The organism is Pseudoalteromonas sp. G5_S1_14_S5, assembly GCF_054968605.1.
The window spans coordinates 1-18,962 of record NZ_JBQKUM010000032.1 but is presented as its reverse complement, the minus strand read 5'-3'; the positions used below and the strand labels follow the sequence as shown (position 1 = coordinate 18,962).

Sequence of the window (18,962 nt, the reverse complement as noted above, 5' to 3'; positions counted from 1 at the left end):
CCAATCGTGCAACATAAAAAGTACTGTGCTAACGAGTAAAAACCGTCTGATATATTACGCTTCGTGTCATGAAAGAGTTTAAGAAACACAATATCAACCCACCTAAAATCTCAGTGGCTGCCCACTCTTAGGTTCAGGTTGATAGCGAGATTACTCGAAACAAAAATACCTCCGCATTTGAATAAGGTTCGGAGGTGTTTTTATGGTTGTAGCCGATGTAACGTCTATTAGTTCTGTAACGCTATAAGTTTCATTGTGAATTGGACTAAACCTTAAAGTACTTCAACTGTTCCGTGAGATGTTCAGTAGTGTTTGCCATTTTCTGACTGTCTTCAGCCAGCGATTGTGAAGCCTGTAGTACTTCGTTAGCGGCTAAATGAATCCCAGTGACACTCTCACTCATCTCTGTTGCTACTGTGCTCTGCTGCTCAGACGCTGCCGCAATTTGCGAAACCATATCATTGGCGTTGTGTAGCTCATTAACAATGACATCGAGCTGCTGGCGTGTCTCATTAGACGCTACCACACTGTGGTCCACTTTCTCATTGCTGCTTTGCATAGCATTAAACGTGCGTTCAGCTTGCTGTGTTAGTTTTTCAATGGTCGATTGCACTTCGTTGGTAGAGTTCTGCGTGCGACTTGCTAGATTACGAACTTCATAAGCAACGACAGCAAAGCCACGCCCTTGTTCCCCTGCTCGTGCTGCTTCAATTGCAGCGTTGAGTGCCAGTAAATTGGTTTGCTCTGATACATCGCGGATTACACAAACCACTTGGTTTATCTCTGTAACTCCAGATTGAAGATCTCTGACCAAGTTATTTGCAATCGAAATATTCTCAGATACTTGAGATATCGTCGTTGCCGTTACCTGCATGTTTTCATCATTTTGGTTAGCGTGATCGACCACTTTGTTGGTACTCGCAGCGGTGTTTTCTGCATTCATCGCGACATCTGAAATGGTCGCGCTCATCTCTGTCATTGCCGTCGATAACAGTTCAAGTTGTGCATGTTGCGAATTGACACTGGTTGCTGCTTCTTCACTGGCTTGTGCGATATGACTTGCCATATTGCTTGACAGGTCTGCAGATTCGTTAGCGGTACGAAGCGTCGTTTGCAGTTTGTCGAGCATGGTATCGATCTGTTGGCTCATATCGCCCAACTCATCTTTGCGTGTCATGTTCATGCGAACACGAAGGTCACCATCAGCAATCTTATGTATGTTGTCGATAAGCTTGTTAAGTGGCAACAATATATTGTTAGAAATCGCATAACCCATCGCAAACAGTAAGCCTGATAAAACAACCGCGACCATGCCTTCATTCATTGCTAACCCATAGAAAGCCTCTTGAATATCAGCGACCAGTATTCCTGAGCCAATAATCCAATTCCATTCAGGGAAAAGCTCTACATAAGAGATTTTATCTTTGAGTTCACCTTGTGGGCTCATCCACTGATAATCGAGAAAGCCTTTCTCTTGAGGAGAGCGCGAGATCGTCACCATTTCACGCCAATGGTGCTTTCCTGCGCCGTCTTTCAAATTACCTGCGTTAGTGCCGTTTAGCTCTGGCTTTAATGGATGGCTGATAATGTTGAGTTGCTGGTTGAGGATCCAGAAGTAGTTGGTGTTGTCGTAACGAAGCGTTTCAATCGCTTGCAGCGCACGCTCCTTTGCTATTTCATCACCTAGCACACTGCGTTGGCTGTAGTAATAGTTGGCTAAGCTAATGGCTGTTTCAACTTGAGCGCTGAGCTTATCTTGACGCTCTTCCACAGAGCTTGCTCGCTGTTGCATCAGATTAAATGTTGATGCCATTACCAGTAATACAACCGATAGAACAACAATTGAGGCGAGTTTCGATTTGATAGATAGATTACTTAATTTCATAGCTGACTGACTTTAATATATGTTTTGATTATGGATTTTGGACCAAGTTATCAAAATTTCGTACAGCTCAGATGATATGCATCAAGATTGATAAATATACAGCTTGTTACATAACCAAAAAGAGGTATAGGTCAAACCGGTAGATTTTTTGTGGGGGATGATTTTGTAGTGCGGAATTTTCGTGCTTGGGCTGAAAATTCAATCAACAGCCCAAGCACTTAAAGTCGCGATCGTGTAACAGCTAGTGTAATTAACTCAGAGATTTGAAACCAATAATTGAGGTGTCGCTTTTTGTTGAAGATAAATACTAAAGCGGCTTCCTTTACCCACTTCTGACTCTACGCGTATCTCACCACCAATTTGGCTCAAGATACTCTGAGATACGGATAAGCCTAAGCCAGTACCGTCGCGTTTCGTTGTATAGAATGGTGAGAAGATTCGTTTTAACTGCTCTTCTTTGATGCCACTGCCTTCGTCTTCAACGTGCACGATAGCACCATGAGATACGCCATTCTCAACCCAGTCTTCACTCGAAATGGTTAATGTTCCCTGCCCGTCCATCGCATGAATCGCATTCATTTGTAGGTTAACCAGAATCTGCAGCAGTTGGTTTCGGTTTACTTCAACCGATGTTTTAGCGTTTAGGTTCGAAACGTAAACCATGTCGCGCTTTTTCGCTCCGGTTTTCACGAGCGTTATACTTTCATCAACGATAGGGTTGATGTGTTGCCACGTGATCTCATCCTGCACACCACCGTGTCGGCTATATTGCAGTAAGCTTCGGGTAATATTTCGGATCCGGTCGATTTGCTCCATGATGGCATGGACCTCTTCTTCGACACGGCTGACTTCATCACCGAGCTCAAATTTCATCAACTCTACGTTGCCAAGAATCACTGCTGTGGGGTTGTTGATCTCATGAGCAATACCAGCGGTAAGTTCGCCCAGCGCTGCTAGTTTCTCATTGACCACCAGCTTATCTCTCGCTTGATTGAGTAGCTTAATGTGTAACTCAAGTTCTTCGGTTTTCTCCTTCAAACTGGCGGTACGCGAATGAACTTTACACTCAAGTTCTAACGCCGCTTGTTGAATCTCTTGATTACGCTCATGAAGCAAATCCAGCATCTTATCGAACTGTTTAGCGAGTAAGGTAAGCTCGTGTTGATCATCCAAGCCTAAAGTGCCGATGCGTTTATCTTTGCCCAATTGCACGAGTTTCACCACTTTATGAATTCGTTCAATTGGGTCGAAAAGATCCCGAGCACCACGGTGAACGATCAAACCAGAAGTAATCAACAGCAAAACAATGATGATACTGATTTCGCCAAGGTTAGTCAGGTAGGTTTCAATGAGTGGCCAGATTAGATAACCGGTGTAAAGCATGCCAATAACCTTGCCAGACTGGTCATGAATTGGCTGATAAGCGGTGATGTACCATGCATCATAAACATAGGCACGGTCCAACCACTCTTTGTCCTCGTTGAGGACTTTTGAGTGAACCTCATGAGAAACGCGTGTGCCAATCGCTCGACCTTCACTGTTTTCACTACTTAGTGGCACGTTTGTACTCACCCGAAGGTCATCAAGAAATACGGTGACAGTACCGACATGGCGATTAAATCCATCTCTTTGCGGATAGATCAGGTTACTGATTTGATCAACCAACTGTGTGCTGTTGTTCAGTAAGATCCCGCCATCAAGAAAACCGATCATATGGCCTTGCTCATCTCTAATCGACTCTACAGTGCGGCTCACCAAACCACGAGTCTCCACGTCATTACCATTGAGCATCGGGACTTCCGCTTTTTTGGCAAGATCACGATCTAAATAATTCAGTTCTTTACTGTCTAACACACTAAAGAATGACGATTTATTGGTTAAATCTAAGTACTCGAGTTTCTTCGCCATGCTTCCAACACTGCGCCAGCGCAAAAAGTCGAGTCCATAGCGCGACTTATTCTCTGAAACCCAATGAATAAGTTCATTTTGAGAAACGCCACTCGCTAGCTTCATTTGAAAACTGTACGACTCGGCAAACGCACGCACGTTGTAGGCTTGCTGATTTTGAATCAGATGAATACTGTTATCTGCCACGTCCAAACGCTCATCGACATCAATTAAAGCGCCCTGCCAGGTATAGTGAACTGACCAATAAAGAGTGATAGCGACAAGAGCACAAAGCGTCAGAAAAATCGGCGCTGATGTGAGAAACAGTAAGCGGTAGCGCACCATAGTTTTGAAACGGAACGCCCACTTTGCCCACCAATGACGTCTAATCGGCATATTCAGAGCCTTCTGTGTTCCAATCTTTGAATTTACGTTCTAACGTCTTACGTGCAACGCCAAGGTCTCTTGCTGCGGCAGACTTATTGCCATCGTGGAAATTCACGAGCTGTTCGATATGTGCTTTTTCGACTTCTTTTAGTGTCCAAGTGTTCGGATAACCTTCAGCAGCGTCCGTTGTATTTAAGTTTGGCACTTCAGCTCCGTGTGACACCGTCACTGAAATACTTGCAGGCGTAGGGTCGCCATTTATCTCTCGCCAGTAGTGAGCTGGTGGCTTATCTAATAGAATGCAGCGTTCAACCATATTCTTTAGCTCACGAATGTTACCTGGCCATTTGTATTCATTCATAGCCAAGATGTCTTCATGCGCCCAATGAGGTAACGGCATACCCAGCTCACTTGACAATAGACGAGTGAAATAAGGAACAAGTTCGACGAGATCGGATGGTCGTTCACGTAAAGGAGTCACATCAATCTTGAGCACATTAAGTCGGTAAAATAGATCGCGACGGAAATGCCCTTTCTCGACCTCTTCTTGAAGGTTTCGGTTAGTTGCCGCGACAACACGAACGTCTACAGAAATCTCTTTCTCACTGCCAACTGGGCGAATGGTTCGCTGCTCGAGCACTCGCAATAATGCAGATTGCATTGGCAGAGGCATTTCGCCAATTTCATCAAGGAATAAAGTACCCCCGTTAGCAACTCTGAATAAACCTTCACGGTTTTTCTTTGCACCAGTAAAGGCGCCAGAGGTGTGTCCAAATAATTCACTTTCGAGAAGTTCTGGGGCAATAGCACCACAGTTGACTGGTACGAATGGTCCACTACGCTTACTTGCTTCATGAATACCACGGGCAACCAACTCTTTACCGGTACCAGACTCACCTTCTACCAGCACGGACGCTCGTGATGGTGCAAATTGACTAATAAGTAGCTTGAGTTGTTTGGTCTTATCTGAGTTACCAATAATCTCGGTTTTTATGTGGCGGCTGACATCGCGCTTCAACGCGTACTGCATTCTTTGGTCAAGGCGCTTATCCATACAACGAAGTACAGCTTGTATCATCTGTTCTAGGTTAAATGGTTTTAAAATGAAATCTGAAGCACCGAGCTTGAGTGCAGATATGGTCATCTCTAGATCGGCATAGCCCGTCATAAAGATAACATCGGCTTTTCGGTCGCTATCATTGAAGGCTTCTTCCCACTCAATGCCAGAGCGGCCCGGAAGATTGATATCGAGAACGATTAGATCGAAGTGTTCATTGCAACGTAGTGTTTCTGCTTCTTCTACAGAGCCCGCACTCGACACCTTGCCAAAGTACTTACCTAGTGTTTTCTTTAAAATTGCCTGCATACCAATTTCATCATCAACCACCAGGACAGAAAACGCCTGATATTGGGTCAAAGTGTTTGGATTGTGGTTAGAGGCGTTTGAACTAGGTAAAGACATAATGATCAGCCGTTAGGGAAAGTTGGGACAGAGTGTACCAATTAACCTTTTGTTCGACAGGGACAATGTGCGACATTTTGTCCTAGCTCATGTTTTGGCTTACTTTATCTCGTAAAATGACGGAGTTTTGTCCGAAACAACAGCAATTAAGTGAGACTTGATGCATTATTTATTGGCATTAAGATTGCTTGTAGGGAGAGGTTTTTTAATTACTATAGTTGGCATTTTATGTACATGTCCTTCTTTCAGCCCTTTAAAACAGAAGACATGTCATTCATTTCTAACAAAATGGACATAATAATAATGAAAGCAATTCCCCTAACTATTGCAGCTCTATCTATCGTCAGTTACTCGGCTAGCAGCACAGAAGAGACCACACATATCAAGCTTGCGACAACGACAAGCACTTATCACTCTGGCCTTTTGGACTACCTGTTGCTTGAATTCGAAAAAGATTCGGGTATCAAAGTCGATGTTTTAGCGGCGGGTACTGGCAAATCACTTCGCATGGGTGAAAACGGCGATGTGGATTTGGTGATGACACACGCACCAAAAGCCGAAGCTAACTTTGTTGAGAAAGGCTACGGTGTACTGCCTCGTAAACTAATGTACAACGATTTCGTGATCGTCGGCCCTGCAAGTGATCCAGCGAAAGTTGAATCTCAAAAAGCAGTGGCTGATGTATTTAAAGCGATTGCGACTAACAATGTCACGTTCGTATCTCGTGGTGATGATTCAGGTACACATAAGAAAGAGATGGGTATTTGGGCTCAAACTCAGATGGAGCCTAACTTTGGCGGTTACCGCAGTGTTGGCCAAGGCATGGGCCCTACTCTAAACATGGCGTCAGAGATGCAAGGCTACACAATGACTGACCGCGGCACGTGGTTGGCTTACCAAAACAAATTGGATCTTAAAATCCTTTTCCAAGGTGACGAAAACCTATTCAATCCTTACCAAGTGATTCTAGTGAACCCTGAGCGCTACCCAAGCATTCATTATCAAGCAGCAAAAACGTTCAGCGATTGGTTAGTTAATCCTAAAGGTCAAAAATTGATTAATGAATTTAAGCTGCACGGCAAGCAACTGTTTGTTGCAAATGCTGAGTAGCTTGTCGCTTACGCGGACTAATAGATTTTGCTAAATAGGGTAATAGGGTTAAAGATTCACTCTTTGCCAAATAGCACTACGCTTAACGAGTCAGCAAACCAAACAAGTAAATAAATAATAGCTGGCCAATAAGGCTCATTAATATTGCGTCAGCTATGATTAACATCAGTCATTACCGATAAAAACCTATTATCGATTCACACGAGATACTTCATGACTTTATGGCAAACAACGCTAGATGCATTGCATTTACTGGTGAATTTTGACCACGATCTGTGGCAAATCGTCGCGGTGTCCTTCAGTGTATCTTTGTCCGCCATCTCTTTAGTAATTGTTCCCTCTATCATCATGGCTTTCATATTGGCCTACAAGGAATTTCCCGGGAAATGGGTGTTACTTTCTGTAATCAACACATTGCAAGCAATACCAACCGTGGTTATTGGCTTATTTATGTACATGATGCTCTCTCGTTCTGGTCCATTGGGCGATTGGCAACTGCTATTCACTCAAAAAGCTATGATTCTAGGTCAGATGCTGATCTGCTTCCCTATTCTAGTTGCCATGATGCACGGTGCGCTGCAAGCCAGTGATCGCCGAGCTGTAGAAACGGCACGCACTCTGGGAGTTTCAACCATTCGTGTTGCGTGTACTTTGATTTGGGAAACTCGTTTTCCTCTGTTGGCGGCAGTCATTGCTGCATTTTCTCGCATTGTGACTGAAGTCGGTTGTTCAATGATGGTTGGCGGCAACATTATGGGAATGACTAGAAACATCCCTACTGCTATTGCAATGGAAAGTCACAAAGGTGCTTTCGCTCAAGGTGTAGCGTTAGGCATGGTTTTATTGGCACTGGCATTAGCCCTTAACTTTTTCCTTTCGAGTGTGAGAGGAAAAGGCTATTTAAGAACTTAGGAACGCTGTCATGAGTATAAAAATAACAACGCAGCAAATTTCAATGCGCTACAAAGAGCGTGTTTTGTTCCAAATCCCTGATCTATCGATCGGTCCTAACGATGCGATTTATCTCAAGGGCGATAACGGTGTAGGAAAAACCACTCTACTAAAAATTCTGTCTGGATTGATTAAGCCTAGCTCTGGTCGTATTCAGTCACCGATACAAAGCTGGCAACATAACCTGTTTCCTAGACTAAAATTTAAAGACATCATCTATCTTCATCAGACGCCTTACCTATTTGATGGTTCTGTGTACCAAAATGTCGCTTATGGGATTCGCTTTAACAAAGAGAGCCAAAAAGATAAGCGATCTCAAATTATTAACGCGTTGAGGATGGTAGGTTTAGAAACCCTAGCAGATGAACACATTTCTGTGTTGTCTGGTGGTGAACGTCAACGCGTAGCAATGGCACGAGCTTGGATTCTTAAGCCATCAATTTTGCTGATGGACGAGCCAAGTGCTTCTTTAGACAAAGAATCTATTGAAAGATTGGTGATTATGGCCGAAGATCTTCTTCAGAGAGGCGCGAGTTTAGTCATTACCAGTCACCAAACCAACGCGTTAACCGATTTATGCAAGAAGCAATGGTGGATCAAAGACAACACCCTGACTGAGTCACCGCTTCTGCAAGTAATTATAAAGAACAAAGCACAAGAGAATATTTATGCTGCTTCCAACGCAAACTAGTTGGGTTATTTTGGCTGGCGGAAAAGCCAGCCGTATGGGCGGAAAAGATAAAGGACTCGTTGAGCTCAACGGTTCCCCGCTTATTCAATACGTTATAAACAAGCTGTCACAACAAGATGTTAGCATCACCATCAATGCCAACCGTAACCTCGACAGTTACCAAGCATTCGCTCCAGTTGTTTCCGATTCCTTCCCTGATTATCCAGGTCCACTGGGTGGTATTCATGCTGGCCTTAAAAACGCGGCCACAGATTGGGTCGGGTTTGTCCCGTGTGACAGCCCACAAATCAGTGATGATCTCGTTCAACGCTTTTGTGCGGCTGTGAAAGAAGAGAGTGACATTCTTGTGGCTCACGATGGCGAGTTTAAACAACCCGTGTTTACCCTATTCCACAAGCGTGTTCTTCCAAAGCTAGAAGCCTTTTTAGAACGTGGCGATCGCAAGATAATCTTGCTCTACAAAGAGTGCGTCACTGAGTTCGTCGACTTCAGCGATGCACCAAACTGCTTTGTAAACCTCAATACGCCAGAAGAACTCACCCAATTCGGAACGCTTCAATAATGAAAGATTCAAAACAACGCCCTAACCTGCCGTTATTAGGTTTCGCGGCCTACAGCGGCACAGGTAAAACTACTGTACTTGAAGCCCTGTTACCTTTGTTAACCGACGCAGGTTTGAAAGTTGGCGTTCTTAAACATGCTCACCACGATTTTGATGTCGATAAGCCGGGTAAAGACAGTTATCGCTTACGTAAAGCTGGCGCGAACCAAATGTTGATCAGCTCTCGCAACCGCAATGTCATGATGACAGAAACACCGGAAGCAGAAGCGGATTTTGATTACCTATTAACGCGCTTCGATACGAGCACGCTTGATCTGATTTTGGTTGAAGGCTGCAAGAACATCGCTTTCCCTAAAATTGAGCTTCACCGTGATGAAGTGGGTAAACCTTGGCTCTATCCAAACGATAACAACATCATTGCTATCGCTGCAGACAGCAAAGTCGAATCTGACCTACCACAAATGGCGATCAGTGACTTAGAAGCAATTCGTGATTTCATCATTGAATACACTCAGTCATTTGCCCCTGTATCAAAAACAAGTAAAACATCGGCGTGTTCATCATCAAAGGATAATACACCGATTATATGTTGCGATTCTTTTTCCCCTGTAGTTCTTACAGTGACTCAAGGTCAGCAAATGATTGTTGATAGTATCGATGCACTAGAGCTGACGGAATCCGTTGCCCTAGAACAAGGATATGGTCGCGTATTGGCGGAAGATGTTATTTCACCAATCAATGTACCTCAGAACACTAACTCTGCAATGGACGGTTATGCCATTCGTAGTGAAGATTTAGATCTAGATAGCTACTACGTTGTTGCTGAAGTTATGGCAGGACACGGCTACGACAAGACAGTTCAACAAGGAGAAGCGGTTAAGATCATGACAGGTGCACCAATGCCGGAAGGTGTTGATGTGGTTGTTATGCGTGAGCAAGCTGTTCAAGAAGGTAACACAGTTAGTTTCCCAAACGCAAAAATCTCAGTAGGACAAAATGTCCGTATGGCGGGTGAAGATCTTGAAATCGGCCAACCTGTCTTTACTTGTGGCACGCGAATCGAAGCGCCAGAAATGGGCATGATGGCATCACTGGGATTCGGCACCTGCCCTGTTCTACGTAAAGTGAAAGTTGGCGTATTCTCTACAGGTGATGAAGTTCAAGCACCAGGTAGCGAGCAAAAACCAAATTCTATCTACGATTCAAACCGTTTTACTATTATTGGTATGCTTCAAAAACTGGGCTGTGACATCGTTGATTACGGCATCATTGAAGATGACGAACAGAAGATGATGGATGTCCTTCATGCTGCGTCGTTAGAGACTGACATGGTACTAACGTCTGGCGGTGTGTCTGTTGGTGACGCTGACTATATCAAACTCGCGCTAGATAAATTGGGTGATATTAACTTCTGGCGTATCAACATGCGTCCGGGTCGTCCTCTTGCTTACGGTAAAATTGAAGATAAACCATTCTTTGGTTTGCCAGGCAATCCAGTCGCAGTAATGGTGTCGTTCATCAACTTTGTTGAGCCAGCGATTCGCAAGCTGCAAGGTCAAACAAACTGGACGCCAGTAAAAGCGGATGCGGTAGCTACTGAGCAATTACGTTCTCGCCAAGGCCGTACTGAATTTAGTCGTGGTGTGTTCACTATGAACGAATCTGGTGTACTTGAAGTTAAGACGACTGGTAAACAAGGCTCAGGCATTTTGCGCTCAATGAGTGAAGCAAACTGCTTAATTGAAATTTCACCATCGGTTGATACTGTCAAAGTTGGTGAAACAGTGACGATCATTCCACTGCAAGGCCGTGTTTAATTAGTAAGACTGCCTAAGGTGTGTTGATTGCACTAGAGCTCGAACGTTCGAAGCCCCTTCTGCGATGGTTTAGTCGCAAGGGGCTTTTATATTTCTGAGCTAACCTTAATAAGTAACCCATTAACTAAGTTAATCTTAAGATTTCTTACCATTACCTTGAGCGACGTACGGTTTTTATGTAGAGTGCGCCCAAAGTAAAAATTCTATTGGAGCGCATCATGGCTCGTACCATTCTGTACACGTACAAAGACGAAGAAAAAGAGTTACTGTTTTCAAAACAAGAACACCGCACTATCCAAGAAGCGGTTGCGGATGCTGAAGGCATCGACATCACTGAATACCTAAAAACGGAGCAGCAGCTTGAGTTGATTTCAGATACTAAAGCAGTTCGTAACTACCAAGACAATTACTTCCGTAAGCTAGGTTTTTCAAAGCTTACACTGAAGCAAAAAGAAAACCTTGGTGTTGGTAAAAAGAAGAAGTAATTTCCTAGTGAGCTTCGTTCTTAATAACGAGTTACTGGCTTTAATCACCAAACAATAAAAAATGCCGCAACCTCTTTTGAGATTGCGGCATTTTTATTTATTCGGCGTAATGTGTTTAGCTGAAAACCATCACTATTTGATGTTTAGGAATGCAGCACCACGAACGCCGCCTGAATCACCGTGTTTTGCTTTGATGATCTTCGGACACTTAGCAACAGACAGTAAGTATTTAGGCACGCGCTTTGGCATTTCTTCGTAAATAAGCTCGAAGTTTGAAAGACCACCACCCAGTGCAACTACGTGTGGATCTAGGCCAGTAAACAGGTTCGCAAAGCAGATTGCTAAAAGCTCCATGAAGCGGTCAACGTGTTCAGCCGCTTTAGCCTCACCTTCGTTGTAAGCTTGGATGATCTCAATCGCTTTTTTCTTCTCGCCAAAGTAGTGCTCGTAAATCAATTCGAAACCACGACCCGATAGGTAGCTGTCTAGACAACCTTTTTTACCACAACCACAACCTAATAGTGGTGCGTTGTCACCAAGGTGGAACCATGCATCCAAAGGTAGACGTATATGACCAAGCTCACCGGCAACGTGGTTCCGACCAGAGAATACCTTACCTTCGTAAACTAAACCGCCGCCAAAACCTGTACCTAGAATTAGACCAGCAACCGATGGCTCGTCTTTTAGCTCGTCATCCCATGCTTCAGAAAGCGCGAAACAGTTCGCATCGTTTTCGATCTTTACGCTACGACCGATTAGCGCTTCTAAATCTTTACGTAATGGCTTACCTGTTGATGCAGGAACATTAACAACCAGCATAGTGCCGTCGTCTGCGTTTTCCATACCAGGAAGGCCAAGGCCGATTTTGCCCTCGCAAGAGAATTCGCTATCGTATTTCTTTACTAAACCAGCGATGGTATCAAGCAGTAATTGATAGTCATCTGTTGGTGTTGGAACGCGCTCTGTTGCAACTCGCTCAAGTTTCTCATTGAATGCACCAAATTCAATTTTAGTGCCGCCAACATCGAAGCCGTAATACATGAAATCTCTCCAATTTTTCCCTAAGCTCGGGCAAATAAACTCTTTAAACAAAACAACTGGGGTACATTATCCATAACACCCCCCCTACAAACCGTGATAGATAACAAACTTATCTCGTGTTTGAGTCTGTTTGAACAACAAGTCAGCACAAAGCGGTTAAAGGTTAGAGTGACGTCTCATTTTTACTGTGCGCTATGAAAGCATTCAGGCTTGGTTTGGTCGGATCCGACTTGTAACGAGTCTTACTTAGCATGTAGCTTTCGCGAAACACTTCAAACCATAGTTGTAATGTTTTTGCGCCCTGCTCTTCACCAGCCTGTTTTAATACCAAGCTCGCAACCTCTGCAGTTGAGAGGTGTTGCTCATTGTCTGACTTTCGCATCATGTATTGAGAAACCGATTCAGGTTTAATCGACAACACAGGTAAATCTTGCAGGTACTCAGAACGTCTAAAGATACGTCTTGCTTCACGCCAGCTACCATCGATGAAAATCAGAAGTAGCTTTTTGTTTGGATCACGCATTTGCGGCAGGTCTTGAACCACTCGCGATTTGTCATCGGTATAGTCTTCTGGAAACACAATCACAGGCTGATATTTTTCGTCCTTAAGAACATCAAGCATCTCTGTGTTTGCCTCAGTTCGATGCCAAAGGTACACATGGCTGTCTTTCACCGTGTCTACAATCAAACGGCCCGTGTTACTTGGCTTTAAGATTTCGTTATCAGACAAGATCAACATGGTCGCTACGTTCGTATCTATGTCTGGTTGATGCTCACAGATACAACTGTCTTGTTTGATTTTGCAATACTCACATCGCACCACCTTACATCCACGCGCGTTAAACGGCTTTGTAGAAAGTGATAAACGGTGTTGGTATAGATGGTGGAAAGCGTGAATTCTCATGGACAATAACGATAGATAGAACTAGAAAAGTGGCACGATTGTACTTACAGTGGCTTGATAATGATAGAAGGAATTCTTATGCAGGACCCATCACTACTTCGCCTTGTCTGTTTTATCACCGCTTTTGTCTTGTGTGCTCTGTGGGAATACCAAGCTCCTAGAAAAACACTAACGCAAAACAAGTGGTTTCGATGGGGAAATAACTTCTTATTGATGGCGTTTAACAGTGTTTTACTGGCAACATTAATACCTGTTGCGGCATTTCAAGCGGCACTGATTGCGGAACATAATCAATGGGGTCTATTCAATAACATCAGCCTACCCTTTGAAATCACCGTGTTCCTTTGTGTCGTATTATTAGACCTGGCTATTTACACTCAGCACCTCGTCTTCCACCGTATCCCAGCCCTATGGAAACTTCATCGTGTTCATCACGCAGATCTGGATACAGACGTAACTACGGGGACCCGCTTTCATCCAATTGAGATGATCTTGTCGATGTTGATTAAGGTTGCGTTGATTTTCGTATTGGGCGCACCAGTTCTAGCCGTTGTGATATTCGAGGTCGTATTGAATGTGAGTGCAATGTTCAATCACAGCAACGGTCGTTTACCTTTATGGTTCGACAAACAGCTTCGTAAAGTGATTGTCACGCCAGACATGCATCGAGTGCACCATTCAGTCATCGTCAAAGAGACCCACTCTAATTTTGGTTTCTTCCTATCAGTGTGGGATATCTGGTTTAAGACGTATCATGCTCAACCCAAGCTTGGTCACGATAAGGTAAGCATTGGCGTACCCGAGATACGTGATGGAAAAGAGCAAAGACTCGACTTAATGTTACGCCAACCATTCGCTTCCTTCCCTAATTCGGAAGACCAGACCTAACGCGTTAAGATAATAAAAAATGTCGCAAGCTCATAAGAGATTGAGCCATTTTTATCTGCGTACCTTTCTACCCTTCAGCGGCAATTCCCACTTTCGGACGACGTTGACACAATTACTTCAATACGTACTTATGAAGCATAGCTTGCTGATGGCCTGCGATTTCACCAACTTGCTCAGAGCTTTCAATCATAGATTCAAGTTGCAGTTTGGTGTTTTCTCCCTGCTCGGATACGCGCGTGATTGAGTGAGTCACATCAACAGTAGCACGAGCCTGTTGCTCAGTTGCGACCATAATTTGCTCGACGCGGTCTTTAATCTGGTTAACTGCAACTTCAATCTTCTCAAAAGCTTGTTTTACATCGCCGCTCGCTTGTAGTGCATTGGCCATTTCAGTCCTTGACTCGGTAACTGACGTACGAGAACGATCCGCCGCCGCCACCAGCTCATTCATCATGTTTCGGATATTAGTGGTTTGCTGAGATGTACCACTCGCTAATTTCCTTACTTCATCTGCAACTACTGCAAAACCACGGCCCTGTTCTCCCGCTCGCGCTGCTTCTATCGCGGCATTCAATGCCAACAGGTTGGTGTTCTCTGCAATACCACTGATCATGTCGACCATTTCACGAATTTGCTTCACTCTCCCATCAAGATCAGCCATAGACTGTTCGTTCATGTTTAATGAATGCTCTAAAGCTTGTAAGCGCTCTTGGTTTAAGCCAATAACCTGACTACCACTCACTGACTCGTCTTCTGCGACCTGAGCATCATCATTCGATGCGTTTGAAATACGCGAGATTTCGCCAATGGACGCTTCAAGTTGTGTGATTGTGGTGATCATATTCTGTAGTGATTCATTCTGCTCATGCAAACTTAAGTTGGTTTGCTCTGCAGCGTCGTGACTCACTTCTGCGGTCTGATAAAGCGTTTCACAATTTCGAGTAACTAAACGAATAGAATCGGCCGTTGAACCGACAACCGTATTAAGTTTATAGGTGATGACTTGTAGTTCTAGTGGGCCAAGCAACTCGCTCTGCTTCGAGAAGTCATGTTCTGTAAGTGACGTTAACTGACGTGTAATGTTTTTTAAGCCTTTGTTCATCCAGCGACGCAGTACTAGCCATGACGTCATAATGATCATTGCGATCACTAAACCACTAATGAACAACACGCGATCTATATTGGTAATGGTTTGATTTACGACTAGCTCACTCTTATCAATCAGTTGAGACGCTGTCGACGATAGCTGATTGAGCGTGTTAATCACTGTATTTGCTAGTCCAATGACTTGCGCTAAGTTTTGCTCTTGCTGTTTAACTAACTCTAGCTTAAGCAATATTTGCTTGATTACGCCCTCTTCTGTAAAGCCCTCTTTTACCATTTCATAAGGGGCGATTAGGCTCGCGAATTCGATAATGTCCGGGTGCCAATCTGAGAAATCACTGTAGGCCAAGTTAAGACCTGCGATTCGGTTCCTCAATTGACGATATTCATCTTCGGCTTTCTCAAGGTCGTTTTGCATCATCAACATTAAGAAAGTGTTGGCCATCGCAGATGCACTCGACGTAAAGCGGTTGGCCGCGTCACTCGCTTCTGGATTATCTTCCACTAAGAATGAGCTAATACGATTCATTTCAGGACCGATAGATCCTACGCCGTAACGAAACTCACCAATTTTACTGTCAATCAGGTTTTGCTTACTTTGTATTTCAATTTGTGCTGATAAAACCGTGTTGGTCATTTGTTGTAGTTGTGCCATATCGTCGATAAGGCTCTGTTTTTGTTCAAGAGAAATCGCATCAGGAAAAGATTGGGAGATAAAAAGGAGTTCTTTAAGCGTATTGTTACTCTCTGCTGCGAGCTCATCGATCAAATAAAGTGTTTGATTTAATGTGTCTAAATCCGTCGATTGAGTGCTGTAGGTAAGCAGTTTGACTTGTTCTAATACGCTTTGCGTTAATTCTGCGTTATGTAGAGCGAGTGGTAATGCTTGCTCAGACAGAGTATCAAAGTATCCTCCTACTCTATCTACGCCGCGAATACTGACCATAGATAAAAAGCTAACAAGTAGAAGAATCGAAATAAATACGGCACTAACCGTTTGAATGAGCGAGAATGTATAACGTGAGGGTTTTACTGATAAGTTGCTGTGAGTCATGCGAAATCCAGTTTGACTACAAAAAGAGATATCCTTAAGTTAGTCGGTATACTAGAAGCCCTTGATTACGCTGTTATTTCAGTTTCATTTCAGAAGAGTTACATATGAAATTCAGAAAAATGCTTGCAGTGACAATAACTTTCACAACATTAACCGCTTGTAGCTTAGCACCATCCCCTTCTAAAAGCAGCCAAATTGCAAATAAACCTCTATCAAAGTCAGAACAATTGACTACTAATGCTTATATGAGTGTCTATAAGCAGTGGAAAGGCGTACCTTATCATTTCGGTGGAACTTCATTCAGAGGCGTGGATTGTTCTGCTTTTGTCCAAATTGCCGTGCAAAATGCGACGCAGAAAGCATTGCCAAGAACGACAAAAGAACAGAGTAAACAAGGCGTTGAAATCGCTTATGAGCAAGCAAAGAGTGGAGATTTGGTGTTTTTCAAGACGTCTTTCACCGTTAGGCATGTTGGTGTGTATTTGGGAAACAACCAGTTCCTGCATGCGTCTACGTCGAAAGGTGTGATCATATCCAGACTAGATAACCCATATTGGGCTTCTAAATTTTGGCACTTTAGGCGCATATAGTGTATTTGCGAGGCCACCAATCGAATTAAAGGCAACCTCATAAAAGTGCTACGCTTTCAAGTCCCGTCAATAAAGAGTCATTAACCACAAAAAGAGTCACTAATGACAAATAGAGGTTAATCGTATTTTGCTACTGCAGTATCAAATAGGTTCTTCACCAATGCGATGTACTCGTCTAGAAATACTATCTGTTCGTTTGTCGCTTTCTTAGCCCATACGCCTGCAAGCACTTCCCCTAAATCAGCAACCACGGCATCTGCTTCTTTAAGCAACTGAAAACGTACACTTGAATGCAGCTCAGGGTTTTGCTCGAAGATCGCCATAATGTTGCTTGAAATCATGTCAGTCACTATGTCTTCGACACTTTCGTTTCCGGTATCACCATTACCATTAGTAAATACATCTAGGTTGAATGATAGGTGCTCGATCAAAGCTAGGTAGCCATCGGTTTCTACAACCACAATAAATCTCCGTTCTAAGCTCTAGGGCAGATTAATACGTATTAGGCTAATACTATGTATATAAAGTCATTTGTCATCATTTTATTGCCATAACGAGTATTAAAATGATCTTTGTTAGTATTTAAGTGCAAAATTGAATCAATAAATACACAAAGCAGCTCACTCGATAACAAGTACCCGCTATATTCAAACCACGACGTATCAACAGTTCTCTCTAGCATTAGTGCATAAACCTTAACAAGCTATCGATGATTTTCTAGCGGAAGTAACGTTATTTGGTGTCGCACGTGATATTTGTTCCAACTATTTCGCGGCTAGTAATTACTTTTTACTGATTTATCAAAGGTATTTGCACAGTCCGAGTTCACAAAACCGTTAAATGATCGGTACTGTCTTGTACTAGTGCTGAGAACATTGACCAGAACGTATATAAATCACGCAGATTTGTCCTAAACTATTGCTATCAAACGATAGTATTTCACTCCAACAGTTTATTGAGGATTTCCTATGTGGCAGGCCATTTCTCAGCAGCTTTCAGACACACTTCTATTCAATTTCCAGATTACTGAGCGCGTTAAAGTGACTGGTGGCGACATAAATGATTGCTATATGATCAGCGACGGTAATGAACGTTACTTCGTAAAGGTGAATCAGCGAGAGTTTCTACCTAAGTTTGAGATTGAAGCTGAGAACCTTCGTTTATTAAGAGATACTTCCACCGTCTACGTGCCTGAGCTGGTGCTGATTGGTAAAACTAAAGAGTGTTCATTTATCATTCTTAACTATCTGCCCACTAAACCACTTGAGACAGGTAACAACAGTTACGACTTTGGTGTCCAGCTTGCCAAGCTTCATCAATGGGGTGAGCAAAAAAAGTTTGGTTGCGACCAAGACAATTACATCGGCAGTACACTTCAACCAAATCCATGGCATAAAAAATGGGGCCGTTTCTTTTCAGAACAACGCATCGGATTTCAACTCCAGCTGCTAAAGGAGAAAGGTATCGAGTTCGGGGATATTGACGACATCGTTGATATGGTGAACATGAGACTTGCTGGCCACAACCCTCGCCCTTCATTACTTCATGGTGATCTTTGGAATGGCAATGTAGCTAATTCGGCATTTGGTCCAATTTGCTACGACCCTGCTTGTTATTGGGGTGACCACGAGTGTGATTTAGCGCTTACTGAATTGTTTCAAGGCTTCCCACCTGAGTTTTATGAAGGGTACCAAAGTGTCATGCCGCTTGACGTTGGCTATACTGATCGAAAAGACATTTACAACTTGTACCACCTTCTTAATCACTGTAATCAATTTGGCGGTGAATATCTGGCGCAAACAGAAGCGTGTATTAAGAAGATTCAGGCTGTGTAATACTTGTCACAATAGATAAGCAGTCAGCTGGTATAAGTTAGCTTGAGGAGAATTTGTCATGCAGAAATACACAGAGAAACACGTCTCCTGCCCCCATTGCGGGCACGGTATTAATATAACGCTCGACGCTTCTAACGGTAGCCAAGATTTTTACGACGACTGCCCTGCGTGTTGCAATGCCATTCATCTAGACATGCAAGTCGACGAAGTACGAGACAGAATCAATCTATCGATCGATGCCGACGATGAACAGGTGTTCTAATCCACGATTCTCACTGGTAACAAGATAATAAAAGAGCACATAAGGTG

17 protein-coding genes are annotated in these 18,962 nt (G+C 43.4%); 10 read left to right on the top strand and 7 right to left on the bottom strand.

Annotated features, from left to right (window positions below; all coding sequences use genetic code 11):
* Window positions 1-265 precede the first annotated feature (265 nt).
* The 3 genes from ACTRWI_RS11335 to ACTRWI_RS11325 all read right to left on the bottom strand — a co-directional run bounded on the left by ACTRWI_RS11335 (window position 266) and on the right by ACTRWI_RS11325 (window position 5,621).
* Window positions 266-1,885, bottom strand: coding sequence for a methyl-accepting chemotaxis protein (locus tag ACTRWI_RS11335; protein WP_499131415.1), 1,620 nt, complete (start codon window positions 1,883-1,885; stop codon window positions 266-268).
* A gap of 255 nt (window positions 1,886-2,140) precedes the next feature.
* Window positions 2,141-4,168, bottom strand: coding sequence for a sensor histidine kinase (locus ACTRWI_RS11330; RefSeq protein ID WP_499131414.1), 2,028 nt, complete (start codon window positions 4,166-4,168; stop codon window positions 2,141-2,143).
* A complete protein-coding gene (locus ACTRWI_RS11325; protein WP_499131413.1) occupies window positions 4,158-5,621 on the bottom strand; it encodes a sigma-54-dependent transcriptional regulator in 1,464 nt (487 codons plus the stop codon). Before ACTRWI_RS11325 ends, ACTRWI_RS11330 begins: the two co-directional genes overlap by 11 nt.
* A gap of 303 nt (window positions 5,622-5,924) precedes the next feature.
* Between ACTRWI_RS11325 and ACTRWI_RS11320 the strand changes: the two genes are divergently transcribed.
* From ACTRWI_RS11320 to ACTRWI_RS11295, 6 genes are all read left to right on the top strand, one after another.
* A complete protein-coding gene (locus ACTRWI_RS11320; RefSeq protein ID WP_499131411.1) occupies window positions 5,925-6,731 on the top strand; it encodes an ABC transporter substrate-binding protein in 807 nt (268 codons plus the stop codon).
* A 213-nt stretch (window positions 6,732-6,944) separates the two neighbouring features.
* The gene (locus tag ACTRWI_RS11315) at window positions 6,945-7,643 is read left to right on the top strand and encodes an ABC transporter permease (RefSeq protein ID WP_499131410.1); all 699 of its coding nucleotides are present in this window, start codon (window positions 6,945-6,947) and stop codon (window positions 7,641-7,643) included.
* Between the two features lie 10 nt (window positions 7,644-7,653).
* Window positions 7,654-8,373: an energy-coupling factor ABC transporter ATP-binding protein gene (locus ACTRWI_RS11310; protein ID WP_499131409.1), complete on the top strand. Its 720-nt coding sequence runs from the start codon at window positions 7,654-7,656 to the stop codon at window positions 8,371-8,373.
* Window positions 8,351-8,935, top strand: coding sequence for a molybdenum cofactor guanylyltransferase MobA (mobA, locus tag ACTRWI_RS11305; RefSeq protein ID WP_499131407.1), 585 nt, complete (start codon window positions 8,351-8,353; stop codon window positions 8,933-8,935). The genes ACTRWI_RS11310 and mobA overlap by 23 nt, the downstream gene beginning before the upstream one ends.
* On the top strand, window positions 8,935-10,752 hold the full coding sequence (locus tag ACTRWI_RS11300; protein WP_499131406.1) for a bifunctional molybdopterin-guanine dinucleotide biosynthesis adaptor protein MobB/molybdopterin molybdotransferase MoeA: 1,818 nt from the start codon (window positions 8,935-8,937) through the stop codon (window positions 10,750-10,752). The genes mobA and ACTRWI_RS11300 overlap by 1 nt, the downstream gene beginning before the upstream one ends.
* A gap of 218 nt (window positions 10,753-10,970) precedes the next feature.
* The gene (locus ACTRWI_RS11295) at window positions 10,971-11,237 is read left to right on the top strand and encodes a DUF2960 family protein (RefSeq protein WP_004742251.1); all 267 of its coding nucleotides are present in this window, start codon (window positions 10,971-10,973) and stop codon (window positions 11,235-11,237) included.
* Window positions 11,238-11,369: 132 nt separating this feature from the next.
* Here the strand turns inward: ACTRWI_RS11295 and nagK are convergent, their stop codons facing one another.
* On the bottom strand, window positions 11,370-12,278 hold the full coding sequence (gene nagK / locus ACTRWI_RS11290; protein WP_499131405.1) for an N-acetylglucosamine kinase: 909 nt from the start codon (window positions 12,276-12,278) through the stop codon (window positions 11,370-11,372).
* 163 nt (window positions 12,279-12,441) lie between these two features.
* Complete coding sequence (locus ACTRWI_RS11285) at window positions 12,442-13,182, bottom strand: tRNA-uridine aminocarboxypropyltransferase (protein WP_499131403.1); 741 nt, start codon at window positions 13,180-13,182, stop codon at window positions 12,442-12,444.
* Between the two features lie 78 nt (window positions 13,183-13,260).
* Between ACTRWI_RS11285 and ACTRWI_RS11280 the strand changes: the two genes are divergently transcribed.
* Window positions 13,261-14,070, top strand: coding sequence for a sterol desaturase family protein (locus tag ACTRWI_RS11280; protein WP_499131402.1), 810 nt, complete (start codon window positions 13,261-13,263; stop codon window positions 14,068-14,070).
* 112 nt (window positions 14,071-14,182) lie between these two features.
* On the opposite strand, the gene ACTRWI_RS11275 is transcribed toward ACTRWI_RS11280, so the two are convergent.
* The gene (locus tag ACTRWI_RS11275) at window positions 14,183-16,228 is read right to left on the bottom strand and encodes a methyl-accepting chemotaxis protein (protein WP_499131401.1); all 2,046 of its coding nucleotides are present in this window, start codon (window positions 16,226-16,228) and stop codon (window positions 14,183-14,185) included.
* A gap of 104 nt (window positions 16,229-16,332) precedes the next feature.
* Here ACTRWI_RS11275 and ACTRWI_RS11270 point away from each other — a divergent pair, with 104 nt between their 5' ends.
* Window positions 16,333-16,818 (top strand): C40 family peptidase, encoded by a 486-nt coding sequence (locus tag ACTRWI_RS11270; RefSeq protein ID WP_499131400.1) that lies wholly within the window; start codon window positions 16,333-16,335, stop codon window positions 16,816-16,818.
* A 116-nt stretch (window positions 16,819-16,934) separates the two neighbouring features.
* Here the strand turns inward: ACTRWI_RS11270 and ACTRWI_RS11265 are convergent, their stop codons facing one another.
* Entirely contained in the window at window positions 16,935-17,279 is a 345-nt protein-coding gene (locus ACTRWI_RS11265; protein ID WP_008217871.1) for a DUF3802 family protein, read from the bottom strand.
* 507 nt (window positions 17,280-17,786) lie between these two features.
* Between ACTRWI_RS11265 and ACTRWI_RS11260 the strand changes: the two genes are divergently transcribed.
* Window positions 17,787-18,653 carry a fructosamine kinase family protein gene (locus ACTRWI_RS11260; protein WP_499131397.1) on the top strand — a complete coding sequence of 289 codons (867 nt, stop codon included), beginning with the start codon at window positions 17,787-17,789 and terminating at the stop codon, window positions 18,651-18,653.
* 58 nt (window positions 18,654-18,711) lie between these two features.
* A complete protein-coding gene (locus ACTRWI_RS11255) occupies window positions 18,712-18,915 on the top strand; it encodes a CPXCG motif-containing cysteine-rich protein (protein WP_008217868.1) in 204 nt (67 codons plus the stop codon).
* The last annotated feature ends 47 nt before the right edge of the window (window positions 18,916-18,962 follow it).

Excerpts from the sequence above, each read along its gene's own strand:
- ACTRWI_RS11335 (WP_499131415.1), bottom strand. The coding sequence starts at position 1,885 with ATGAAATTAAGTAATCTATCTATCAAATCGAAACTCGCCTCAATTGTT.
- ACTRWI_RS11330 (WP_499131414.1), bottom strand. The coding sequence starts at position 4,168 with ATGCCGATTAGACGTCATTGGTGGGCAAAGTGGGCGTTCCGTTTCAAA.
- ACTRWI_RS11325 (WP_499131413.1), bottom strand. The coding sequence starts at position 5,621 with ATGTCTTTACCTAGTTCAAACGCCTCTAACCACAATCCAAACACTTTG.
- ACTRWI_RS11320 (WP_499131411.1), top strand. The coding sequence starts at position 5,925 with ATGAAAGCAATTCCCCTAACTATTGCAGCTCTATCTATCGTCAGTTAC.
- ACTRWI_RS11315 (WP_499131410.1), top strand. The coding sequence starts at position 6,945 with ATGACTTTATGGCAAACAACGCTAGATGCATTGCATTTACTGGTGAAT.
- ACTRWI_RS11310 (WP_499131409.1), top strand. The coding sequence starts at position 7,654 with ATGAGTATAAAAATAACAACGCAGCAAATTTCAATGCGCTACAAAGAG.
- mobA (WP_499131407.1), top strand. The coding sequence starts at position 8,351 with ATGCTGCTTCCAACGCAAACTAGTTGGGTTATTTTGGCTGGCGGAAAA.
- ACTRWI_RS11300 (WP_499131406.1), top strand. The coding sequence starts at position 8,935 with ATGAAAGATTCAAAACAACGCCCTAACCTGCCGTTATTAGGTTTCGCG.
- ACTRWI_RS11295 (WP_004742251.1), top strand. The coding sequence starts at position 10,971 with ATGGCTCGTACCATTCTGTACACGTACAAAGACGAAGAAAAAGAGTTA.
- nagK (WP_499131405.1), bottom strand. The coding sequence starts at position 12,278 with ATGTATTACGGCTTCGATGTTGGCGGCACTAAAATTGAATTTGGTGCA.
- ACTRWI_RS11285 (WP_499131403.1), bottom strand. The coding sequence starts at position 13,182 with ATGAGAATTCACGCTTTCCACCATCTATACCAACACCGTTTATCACTT.
- ACTRWI_RS11280 (WP_499131402.1), top strand. The coding sequence starts at position 13,261 with ATGCAGGACCCATCACTACTTCGCCTTGTCTGTTTTATCACCGCTTTT.
- ACTRWI_RS11275 (WP_499131401.1), bottom strand. The coding sequence starts at position 16,228 with ATGACTCACAGCAACTTATCAGTAAAACCCTCACGTTATACATTCTCG.
- ACTRWI_RS11270 (WP_499131400.1), top strand. The coding sequence starts at position 16,333 with ATGAAATTCAGAAAAATGCTTGCAGTGACAATAACTTTCACAACATTA.
- ACTRWI_RS11260 (WP_499131397.1), top strand. The coding sequence starts at position 17,787 with ATGTGGCAGGCCATTTCTCAGCAGCTTTCAGACACACTTCTATTCAAT.
- ACTRWI_RS11255 (WP_008217868.1), top strand. The coding sequence starts at position 18,712 with ATGCAGAAATACACAGAGAAACACGTCTCCTGCCCCCATTGCGGGCAC.